General features: G+C 64.6%; 10 protein-coding genes. 6 read left to right on the top strand and 4 right to left on the bottom strand.

Annotated elements, in window-relative coordinates; genetic code table 11:
• The first annotated feature begins 156 nt into the window (after positions 1-156).
• Positions 157-636, top strand: coding sequence for a Fur family transcriptional regulator (locus ACOQFP_RS02460; RefSeq protein WP_206492303.1), 480 nt, complete (start codon positions 157-159; stop codon positions 634-636).
• 45 nt (positions 637-681) lie between these two features.
• Positions 682-2910 carry a catalase/peroxidase HPI gene (gene katG / locus ACOQFP_RS02455; RefSeq protein WP_206492302.1) on the top strand — a complete coding sequence of 743 codons (2229 nt, stop codon included), beginning with the start codon at positions 682-684 and terminating at the stop codon, positions 2908-2910.
• A gap of 71 nt (positions 2911-2981) precedes the next feature.
• On the opposite strand, the gene ACOQFP_RS02450 is transcribed toward katG, so the two are convergent.
• Together ACOQFP_RS02450 and ACOQFP_RS02445 are read right to left on the bottom strand one after the other, a co-directional pair.
• Positions 2982-3446, bottom strand: coding sequence for a (2Fe-2S)-binding protein (locus ACOQFP_RS02450; protein ID WP_206492301.1), 465 nt, complete (start codon positions 3444-3446; stop codon positions 2982-2984).
• A 6-nt stretch (positions 3447-3452) separates the two neighbouring features.
• Positions 3453-5633, bottom strand: coding sequence for a molybdopterin cofactor-binding domain-containing protein (locus ACOQFP_RS02445; RefSeq protein WP_421583331.1), 2181 nt, complete (start codon positions 5631-5633; stop codon positions 3453-3455).
• A gap of 218 nt (positions 5634-5851) precedes the next feature.
• Here ACOQFP_RS02445 and ACOQFP_RS02440 point away from each other — a divergent pair, with 218 nt between their 5' ends.
• The 4 genes from ACOQFP_RS02440 to ACOQFP_RS02425 all read left to right on the top strand — a co-directional run bounded on the left by ACOQFP_RS02440 (position 5852) and on the right by ACOQFP_RS02425 (position 8381).
• Complete coding sequence (locus ACOQFP_RS02440; RefSeq protein WP_274611076.1) at positions 5852-5986, top strand: hypothetical protein; 135 nt, start codon at positions 5852-5854, stop codon at positions 5984-5986.
• Between the two features lie 46 nt (positions 5987-6032).
• Positions 6033-7238, top strand: coding sequence for a glutaminase A (glsA, locus tag ACOQFP_RS02435; RefSeq protein WP_421583330.1), 1206 nt, complete (start codon positions 6033-6035; stop codon positions 7236-7238).
• Positions 7239-7426: 188 nt separating this feature from the next.
• Positions 7427-8110: a HemK2/MTQ2 family protein methyltransferase gene (locus ACOQFP_RS02430; RefSeq protein WP_421583329.1), complete on the top strand. Its 684-nt coding sequence runs from the start codon at positions 7427-7429 to the stop codon at positions 8108-8110.
• Complete coding sequence (locus ACOQFP_RS02425) at positions 8097-8381, top strand: CDGSH iron-sulfur domain-containing protein (RefSeq protein ID WP_206492297.1); 285 nt, start codon at positions 8097-8099, stop codon at positions 8379-8381. Before ACOQFP_RS02430 ends, ACOQFP_RS02425 begins: the two co-directional genes overlap by 14 nt.
• Here the strand turns inward: ACOQFP_RS02425 and ACOQFP_RS02420 are convergent.
• The gene (locus ACOQFP_RS02420) at positions 8336-9343 is read right to left on the bottom strand and encodes an iron-containing redox enzyme family protein (protein ID WP_421583328.1); all 1008 of its coding nucleotides are present in this window, start codon (positions 9341-9343) and stop codon (positions 8336-8338) included. The two genes, ACOQFP_RS02425 and ACOQFP_RS02420, sit on opposite strands and share 46 nt — an antisense overlap.
• Before the next feature lie 196 nt (positions 9344-9539).
• Complete coding sequence (locus ACOQFP_RS02415; RefSeq protein WP_421583327.1) at positions 9540-10493, bottom strand: ferritin-like domain-containing protein; 954 nt, start codon at positions 10491-10493, stop codon at positions 9540-9542.
• Between the last annotated feature and the right edge of the window lie 83 nt (positions 10494-10576).

Genomic DNA, 10576 nt, shown 5'->3' with positions numbered 1-10576 from the left:
GCGCTTTTCGCGTCCCTTTACTCGGGTAAAAGCCCCACGACGTGTGGGTCCACTCGTCTCGGACCCGCGTCGACGTGCAGTTCGCAGTTGACGTTTCGGTGGATCCACAAGGCATACTTGACTTAGTCCAGAAAGCCGGAGGATACTGACGCTGTGATGCCGATCTCGCCGTACGCGGAGCAGTTACGCGCCGCCGATATGCGCGTGACCCGTCCTCGGGTCGCGGTACTCGAGGTCGTCGAAACCAATCCTCACGCAGACACCGACACAATTCTCGGGCTCGTACGAGCCGGACTGCCCGAGGTGTCACGGCAAACGGTGTACGACGTCTTGCACGCGTTGACGGTGGCACGCCTCGTGCGCCGGATCGAGCCGGCGGGTTCGCCCGCGCGGTACGAATCGCGTGTCGGAGACAACCATCACCACGCCGTGTGCCGCTCGTGCGGTGTCATCGCCGATGTGGATTGCGCAGTCGGGGAAACTCCGTGTCTGACTGCATCGGACTCCGTCGGTTTCACGATCGACGAGGCGGAGGTCATCTATTGGGGCCTCTGCACACAATGTTCGGCTGCTGACGCGCAGTCGACAGTTTCCGTTCCAGTCCCTCCACGTACTCCGGCCCAACGGAGTACGTGACCATCACCTATCGCAGCCCGTTCGTCCCACCTTGGAAGGAAGCTCGTGTCAGAAGACCATGTAACACGCGAAAAAGAGATGAACGAGGATCAGCCGCAGGAAGGCGGGGGCAAGTGTCCCGTCATGCACGACTCGATGCCGATGCCCGTCGAAGGCGGCGGCAACCGTGAGTGGTGGCCCAAGGCACTGAATCTGAAGATCCTCAAGAAGAACCCGGCCGTCGGCGACCCCATGGGCCCCGACTACGACTACGCCGCGGAGTTCAACTCCCTCGATCTCGCCGAGGTCAAGCGCGACATCGAAGCGGTCATGACGAACTCGCAGCCGTGGTGGCCTGCAGACTTCGGCCACTATGGCCCCTTCTTCATCCGCATGGCATGGCACGCGGCAGGCACCTACCGCAAGCAGGACGGACGGGGTGGCGCAGGAGCAGGCATGCAGCGCTTCGCTCCCCTCAACAGCTGGCCCGACAATGCGTCCTTGGACAAGGCTCGCCGGTTGATCTGGCCCGTCAAGCAGAAGTACGGACGCAAGCTCTCCTGGGCCGACCTGATCGTGCTCACCGGCAACGTCGCCATCGAGTCCATGGGTCTGCCCACCTACGGTTTCGCAGGCGGACGCGTCGACGCGTGGGAGCCCGACGAGGACGTCTACTGGGGCCCGGAACAGACCTGGCTCGGCGACGAGCGCTACGCCGGTGACCGTACGAGCCTCGAAAACCCCTTGGCCGCAGTGCAGATGGGCCTGATCTACGTCAACCCCGAAGGCCCCAACGGCAACCCGGATCCGGTCCAGTCGGCGTTGGACATTCGCGAGACCTTCGGCCGCATGGCCATGAACGACATCGAGACCGCTGCACTCGCCGTCGGTGGACACACCTTCGGCAAGACACACGGCGCAGCCGACCCCGATGTGCACGTCGGTGCCGAGCCCGAGGGTGCCCCCATCGAGCAGATGGGCCTCGGCTGGAAGAACAGCTACCAGAGTGGCGTCGGCGCAGACGCCATCACCAGTGGCCTCGAAGTGATCTGGACCCCGACACCCACTCAGTGGGACAACTCGTTCCTCGAGACCCTCTACGGATTCGAGTGGGAGCTCTACAAGAGCCCCGCAGGAGCACATCAGTGGCGTCCGAAGAACGGCGAAGGTGCGGACCTCGTTCCCGACCCCGCCGATCCGTCCAAGCGTCGCCACCCGTCGATGCTCACTTCCGACATCGCGATGCGCGTCGACCCGATCTACGAGCAGATCACCCGTCGTTGGCTCGATCACCCGGAGGAGCTCGCCGAGGAGTTCCAGAAGGCCTGGTTCAAGCTGACGCACCGCGACATGGGACCGGTTTCGCGCTACCTCGGCCCCGAGGTTCCTGCAGAACCCCTGCTGTGGCAGGACCCGATCCCGGCTGTCGATCACGAGCTGATCGGTGAAGCGCAGATCGCCGAACTCAAGCAGACCATCCTCGGTTCCGAGCTCTCCCAGGAGCAGCTGATCTCGGCGGCGTGGGCGGCGGCCTCGTCGTTCCGCGTCAGCGACAAGCGCGGCGGTGCCAACGGTGGTCGTCTGCGCCTGCAGCCGCAGGTCGGCTGGGAAGTCAACGAGCCCGACGAGCTCGCACAGGTCATCCGAGTCCTCGAAGGAATCCAGCAGTCGTTCTCCGGAACGGTCTCGTTCGCGGATCTCGTGGTGCTCGGTGGCGTCGCAGCCGTCGAGCAGGCGGCCAAGAACGCCGGCGTCGACATCACGGTCCCGTTCACCCCGGGCCGCATGGATGCCACGCAGGAGAAGACGGACGTCGACTCGTTCTCCGATCTCGAGCCGAAGGTCGACGGTTTCCGTAACTTCCTCGGCAAGGGTCAGAAGCTTCCGGCGGAGTACAACCTCGTCGATCGCGCGAACCAGCTGTCCCTCAGCGCACCCGAGATGACCGTGCTCGTCGGCGGTCTGCGCGTTCTCGGAGCCAACGTCGGACAGTCCTCGCACGGAGTACTGACCGACAAGGTCGGCACGCTCACCAACGACTTCTTCGTCAACCTCCTGGACATGGGGACCGAGTGGGTTCCCGCCGCGGAGGACGGAATCTACGAGGCCAAGGACGCGGCCACCGGCGAGCAGAAGTGGACCGGAACTCGCAACGACCTGGTCTTCGGATCCAACTCCGAATTGCGCGCTCTCGCAGAGGTATACGCCTGCGATGACGCCAAGGAGAAGTTCGTCCGAGACTTCGTCGCGGCCTGGGACAAGGTCATGATGCTCGATCGCTTCGAACTGAGCTGACTCTCGTAGTCGAACACAACACCCCGCGAACCTGTGGTTCGCGGGGTGTTGTGCTGCAGTAGGGGCCGCCGTCAGCGCTGCGCCATCGCCCTCGCCGCCGCCTTGATCGCTCGCCGGATACGCGGGTATGTGCCGCACCGGCAGACGTTCTCGATGGTGTCGATGTCCTCGTCGGTCGGATCGGGAATGCGTGCGAGCAATGCCACAGCAGCCATGATCTGGCCCGGTTGGCAGTAACCGCACTGGGAGACGTCCTCGTCGATCCACGCCTGCTGCACCGGATGGAGAACATCACCCTGCGCAAGGCCCTCGATGGTCGTGACCTCTTTGTCGACGACCTCCGATACCGGTGTGACGCAGGCAAGCACCTCCTTGCCGTCGAGGTGGCTGGTACAGGCGTGACACACGCCGACACCGCAACCGTACTTGGGGCCGCGGACACCGAGTTCGTCTCGCAGCGCCCAGAGCAACGGCATGTCGTCGGGCAGGTCGACCGACACCGCGGCACCGTTGACGACGAACTTCTGTTCAACCATGGGTCCTCATTTCGGGAACGGTTCGAAGTCGACATCGAACAGGATCGGGAAACTGGTGGGGGTGGTATCGGTGGCGCGGGCGTACGCATTGGCGACCGCGGCGGCAGCGGCCGGAACACCCAATTCTCCTGCACCACCAGGATTCTCGGTACCGGTAGGCATGATCACCACTCGAACGTCCGGTGGGGAGTCGCGTTGACGGGCATAGTGGAACTGCGAGTAACTGCCCTCGAGCGGCAGGCCCTGCTCGTAGTGCAACCCGGCTCGGAGGGTGGTCGAGATGCCGTCCATCAAACAGCCGATCATCTGGGCCTCGAGGCTGCGTGGATTGACGACGTGGCCCACATCGACCACGATCACGGCTTTCCTCACCCGAGGCAGTTGCGGGTCCGTCGCGTCGATTTCGACCAGATAAGCAGCACTGGAACGGAATTCGGCGTGGAAGCCGATGCCCTGCGCCCGGCCCGGTCCGAGATCTGCGCCCCAGTTGCCCGCTGTGGACAGAGTGCGCAGGACCTCACGATGGCGGTCGTTGTTCACCGTCGACAACCGCAGGTCCAATGGATCGGCGTTCATGGCGGCGGCGATGCGGTCCACCATGATCTCCGCCGCGGTGCGTACTGTTCCGGAGAACACCGACCGCCAGCTGCCGGTCGGCATCGCGATCGGTACCTCGACGAGCGTCCTGATGCTCCCCTCGGTGAAGGAGTACGGGTCGCGAGTGCTGTGGAAGAGCGTCTGCGAGATCAGCGGGGACGGTGCCAGTGCGTCGGTGACGAGATCGCCGAACCCACCATCGAAATCCGTGGACACCGCGGCCACGCGCTGTTCCCAGGAGACGACCGTGCCGCGTGCGAGCACCGCGTCGAACTTCGTGTGCACCGCGGGCCTGGCTCGCCCGTGCCGCATGTCGTCTACCCGCGACCACATCAATCTGACGGGCCTGTCCATGGCGCGGGAGATCACTGCGGCCTCGAGTGGGCCGTCCAGGTAGAGCCGGCGGCCGAACGAGCCGCCTCCGTTCATCACGTGAGTGGTGACCTTGTTCAACGGGATGCCCAGTGTGAGAGCGATTTTCTGCCCGGCATAATTCGGCAGCTGCATCGAGGCCCATACGTCGGCGCGGTCGCCGTGCACATCGGCGACCGCCGAGTTCGTTTCCATCGCTGCATGCGAGACGGGCGCGAAGTCGAAATCGACGTTCAGTCTTCTCTCGCCCGGCAATGTGGGCCTACCCACCCCTCCGATACCGGTGAATGCAGGCGTACTACGTCGAAGTCTGTCCTGGATGGAATCGGTCGATTCGTCGTCGATCGTGCCGGCATTCCACGTCACGACCGCGGCGTCCTTCGCCGCCAGCGCATAGCCGAAGGTGCGCGCCATGATGGCGACTCCGGTGGAGACGACGGCGACGTCGATGACACCGGGCATCGCTCGCAAAGCCGCCTCGTCCACCGAGGCGACCGTTCCGTTGATCGTCGGTGGACGTCGGACGACGACAGGCATGGCGTCGGGCACATCGAGGTCGAGTGTGTAGGTCTGCCGACCGGTCACGATCGCGCGAGCATCCTGACGGTTCGTGGGGGTGCCGACGAGTGCGAGGTCCTCGTCCGGCTTGGGGCCGACCGCGTCGTAGCGCAGGTTCGGATCTGCGGCAGCGGATGCCAGTTCGCCGAAGTGTGCCGACCGTCCATCCGGTGCCGTGACGACGCCGTCGACGATCGTCAGCGCGTCGACACCCACACTCCATCGGTTCGACGCCGCGGTCAGCAACCGAGCCCTCGCCGTCGCGGCGATCGAACGAACCGGCTGCCAGAGGGACCGGATGGAGTTGGAACCGCCCGTGTAGTGGTTTCCGATGAGTTCTTGCCTGCCGCGTGCGAGCGAGACGACGGTCTTGGCGAGAGGCAGGTCCATCTCGTCAGCGACCAGCATCGCCACCGAAGTGGTCAAACCCTGTCCGATCTCGGCGCGTGGCAACGCGCAGTGCACGGATCCGTCCCCGCGGACCTCGAGAATCACCAGGTTCGAATCTGCGGGTAGTGCGGTGAGGACCTGGTCGGCCCGGTCTGCCGGTTCGGCAGACGCCGTGGGGCGCGCAACGAGCATCAGCGTCGAGCCGGTCACCAGAGCGGTGAGGAAAGATCGTCGCGATACGGCGCGCCGCCCAGGTGTCGCGTGGGTCACGTGGTCCTCTCGGTTGGGCCCGACTTTACCGCCGCCGATCCGCCGATCCGAGCAATCGAGCGTCGGCCGGTCGTTGCACGAGAATTGCATCGCTGGTTTGTCGTGTGTCACCAACGCCCGGCCGCGCCGGACGTCGTGATCAATTCGTTATTGTTCGTTGCGTATTCGTGATACTCGCCCCAGATCGGTCGTCATGTCGAATCGGCAGCATCTGTGTCATGGAATCAGACAACCCCGCGGCCGGACCGGCGCAGGACACCGGCGACGATGCGGAAACCGGTGGCCAGGGCTTCGGATCCTTCCTGGAAATGTTTCAGAGCGTCTCGACCACCGACTCCGAGGACGAACGCTGATTCGGTCGATGCAGGAACGGCCTGCACACCAAGTTAGCGTGGGAGGATGCACTCGCCGATCACTCGCTACCTCGAATCCGTCCTCGACGATTGCCGAGAGATCGACGGTGGTGCGATCGCGACCGGCAACGCAGAACTCGAGCGCGCAGACCCCGACTCTTTCGCGGTGGCCCTCGCGACCGTCAGCGGATCGGTGTACGCCGCAGGCGATTGCGATACCGAGTTCTCGGTTCAGTCGATCTCCAAGGCCCTCGCCTACGCGTTGGCCATCGAAGACAACGGCCTGGAGCGGATGCTCGAGGCCACCAACGTCGAGCCATCCGGTGATTCCTTCAACGAGATCTCGCTCGAAAGCAGCACCGGCCGCCCGAGTAACCCGCTGATCAATGCCGGTGCGCTCGCGGTGCACTCGATGATTCGTGGCGATTCGGCACAGGAGCGCGCCGACCGCGTCAAGGACCTGCACAGTCGCTGCGCCGGAAGGCAATTGAACACCGACATGGCAGTCTACGAAGCCGAGATCGAATCGGACGATCGCAATACTGCCATCGCCCACCTTCTCAAATCGGTCGGTGTGCTCGGAGCCGAACCTGTCGAGGTGGTGGACGGGTACGCGCGCCAGTGTTCGGTGGACGTCAACTGCGTCGATCTCGCGACGATCGCGTCGGTGTTGGCCAACGGGGGAGTCGACCCAGCCACCGAAGAGCAGCTGATCGACGGCGCAGTCAATCGCCACGTCCTGTCCGTGATGGCGACGTGTGGAATGTACGACGCTTCCGGCAGTTGGATTGCTACGGTGGGCATTCCGGCGAAAAGTGGGATCGCCGGCGCGATCATCGGTGTACTACCGGGGCAGGTCGGGGTCGCGGTCCTCTCGCCGAAGTTGAACGAACACGGAAACAGCGTGCGAGGAGTTGCGGTGTTCGAGCGGCTCTCCCGCGACCTCGAACTGCACATGATGCACGTGGCACCGAGTGGTGCGTCGGCCATTCGCGAGGTGACCGGCGAGGACGCGACGACAGTGCAACTGCAGGGCGATCTACGATTCGCCGGAGCCGAGTCGGTACTGGCCACAGTGGCGAAGGGCGTCGAATCCGGTGGTCGAATCACCCTCGATCTGAATCACGTTCGCACGATGGACGACGTGGCCCGCCGAATGCTCGAAGACGCCGTCGTCGGACTACGCGAGGACGGCCACGCGGTCGACATCGACGATCCGCACGGGGTCTCGGCCGGCACGCCGAGATCCTGACTACCGCGGGGCAACGAAAGAGCCGAAAAGTGGTGATTCGACGGGTAATCCGATTCGTCCGGTTTCGATCGAGTTGTTTGCGGCCGGCGCAATCGGGCATACCATGGCCATCTTCGGGTGGATTCCACGCTCGGTAGCCAGCTCGGGAGGGTGCGTTTCCCGACGACGATTTCTGAGAGGACACCTCGATGACGACAGCCGAGTTCGACACTTTCAGAACGACCCATGTGGTGCACGCCGAGCCTGGAGTCTATGAGCCTCAGGACGATTCGTGGTTCCTGTGTGAAATGGCGGCTCAGGCCGGGATTCTGCAGGGTGCTCGGGTGCTCGATATGTGTACCGGGAGCGGTGCCGTTGCCCTCGCGGCATCGTCCTCGGGGGCCCGTGAGGTGGTGGCTTACGATATCTCGCCGCTCGCTGTGGCGTGCGCTCGTCGCAATGCCGCGGCCCACGCTGCCGATATCGAGGTACGTCGAGGATCCTTCGCGGACGCCGCGGCGCTGGAACCGTTCGACGTCGTTCTGTGCAACCCACCGTACGTGCCCTCGGAGGCCGTGCCCGCCGGTGAGGGTCCGCACCGCGCATGGGACGGCGGTCTCGACGGCCGCGTGGTGCTGGATCCGTTGTGCGACGCCGCTCACGACCTGCTGGTTCCCGGTGGGACCCTGATGGTGGTGCAATCCGAGTACTCCGATCCGGGACGAACCGAGGCGATGCTGCGCAGCACGGGTATGGCGGTGTCCGTGGTGGCACGTCGCACCATTTCGTTCGGCCCGGTCATGACGCAACGAGCTCCGTGGCTCGAGCAGGTCGGACTGCTCGAACCATCCCGCGAGATCGAGGATCTGGTGGTCATTCGTGCCGATCGATGACGAGGACGCCGAGGGTGGCGATGTTCCCACGACGTCGACGACCAAGCGCACCGTGGTCCGTATCGTCAAAGGTGGTCCCATCGTCATCGACGGTCCCGTCGAGATCGAGTTGGACGACGGCACCCACGTCGAATCCGACCGGTTCGCGGTGGCAGTGTGCACCTGTCGACGCAGCAAGAACTACCCACTGTGCGACACCAGTCATCGCGCGAAGAAGCGGGGTGCTCAGTCGAGCGAGGACCTGCCGGAGGACCAGCGCGACATCACGTGATCGGCGAGCTCGTTCTCCACGAAATCCAGTGCGCGCATACCGAATACCACATCGGCCTCGAGTTCGGGCTCGTCGCGAAGCAGATTGCCGACCACATCGCGGCGTAGAATTTGCTCGTGTACCGCGTCTGCCTCGACATGTTCTGCGTAGAACGAGATACACGCAGCAGGTGCCTTCAACCTCTGCAGCCCCTGCACATAACGCTGCGAACCCGGCGATGACGTGATCTCGGTGGCGGCCAGGTGCCCGACGGTGGCACCGCGCAATCCGCGGTGCAGACCGAACAAGGACATCAGGTTGACCCATGCCAAGGTCTGCGCGGGAACGCGGTCCACGTACCCGAGGTAGGTCGCATCGAGATCGGCCGCTTTCATGGCCTCGGCCCACAGGTGCTGGTGCACCCGATCGCCCCTACCTCCGCCGTACTCGTCGAATTCGACTGCGACGTAGGAGGCTTTGGCCTGGCCGGTCAGCCGTGGGATGGCCCACGCATGCGGATCTGCTTCCTTGAGGTGGTAGATCGACCGGTGCACGAAGTACTCACGCATCTGCTCCCAGGTTCCCTCGTCGCGGAGAAACCACGAAGGCCCGGTGCCCGAGGTCGCCTCGACCGACAGCGCATCCATCTCGGCGGTCGCGTCGTTTCCCGGCTCGACATTGGCTCGAACGTGCGCCAGGAACGCGGACTCGAGTACTGCTCTGAGACGAAGGAGATCGGGCTGCCACTCCCACGCATCGGACACGCCGACGAAACCGCGATAGTGCAGTTCGTAGCAGATCAGGAGGGCGAGTTGGGTGTCCCTGGACGTCGGATCGACCTCGGACGGCATCGGCAGCAGCGCGGCGTCGCCTGGGGCTCCGGAACTCAGACACCCGATGATGGCCTCCGAGACCGGTCCGCTCGGCTGCGGCAGCACGGGAGTGCGTGCGGCGGGCGGGCGCAGGGACACGAAAGCGGTCATACCTGAGCCTACCCACCGCGGGGCGGTCCCAATCGGGCCGGACACGACAGATCGTGATGTGTCACAGTCGCCCTGTTCGGAGCGTAGACGGCGATGGGATCGAGATCCGGCGCTCACCACGCGGCTTCGAATACAGCGATGCGGCCCGGATTCACACGGGCCGCATCGGTATTCGCAGAGGATCGGTCGATCTACATCAGTCGACGGAGATGACGTCCTTGGCGATCGCTGCCACGCGCGTCTGTCCCGCGGACACCACGCCGTGACGGTTCTTGTTGGCCTCTTCGTACGTCACGACGGTGCGAACGTCCGTCGGATCGGTGAGGTCCTTGATGGCCGCCACGGCGTCCGTGACGTTCAGATCGTCGTAGTCCGCAATCGGCAGCTCGTCGGCCTCGAGAAGTCCGCCGGCGGAGCGAGCCGTGTGGATGGCGTCGGCGACCCCGTCGACTCCTTCGCTTCGGGTGTAGTCCTCGGCGGCTTCCAGTGCTGCGTCTCGGCCTGCTGCCAGTGTCTTGGCGGCGATGTCGCCTGCGTGGGCACCTCGGCCCAGGAGTGCTCCGAGACGGTCCGGGGTGGCGCGAGCGGCATCGAGTGCACGGTCGAGACCTCGTGCGGACCAGGTCGCCGGTGCGTTGACGATCTTGACTGCCGTGCCTGCGGCGGCCTGGAAAGGGGTGCGACGCAATGCTGCCGGTCCGCCCAATGCTTCCTCTGCCAACACGGTCTCGAGCCATTCGACGGTGGCGGTGTGCGCGGTGGTCAAACGGGTGGCCAGGGCGACCACGGTCGGTTCGTTCGCGGCGGTTGCCAGTGCCTTGATGTACTTGGCGCGGCCCAGGAGTTGCTGCTCGAGCGCCAGATCCCCCAAAAGTGCTTCGTCGAAGGGCTGAGCCTGCTCGGCGATGGTCTTGAGGGCTGCCAGTGTGCGCCCGATGAACGGCGACACGAGATCGGGCAGCCCGCCGAGACCGCGAAGAGCCTCTTCGATGGCGGCGGCGCGATCGCGGCCGTTGGCGGCGTTCTCGGTCAATTCCTTACGAACCGCCTCGGTACGAGCCTGAGCGACGCGAGTTTCCGCGATCTGAATTTCCGTGTTCGTCAGTTGCAGCGCGGCGCGCAACTGGGCGATCAATGTGGATGTGCTCATGGAACTCCCTTTTCGGTTGGTGGTCGAAATCGTGCGGTCGGTGCCGATCGATCGCAGCGTTGTTCTCGGCCCTGGTCGATAGC

The organism is Rhodococcus sp. MALMAid1271, from assembly GCF_049195265.1.
Classification (GTDB): Bacteria; Actinomycetota; Actinomycetes; order Mycobacteriales; family Mycobacteriaceae; genus Rhodococcoides.
The sequence above is the reverse complement of the archived record's forward strand: the minus strand, read 5'-3'. Positions and strand labels throughout refer to the sequence as shown.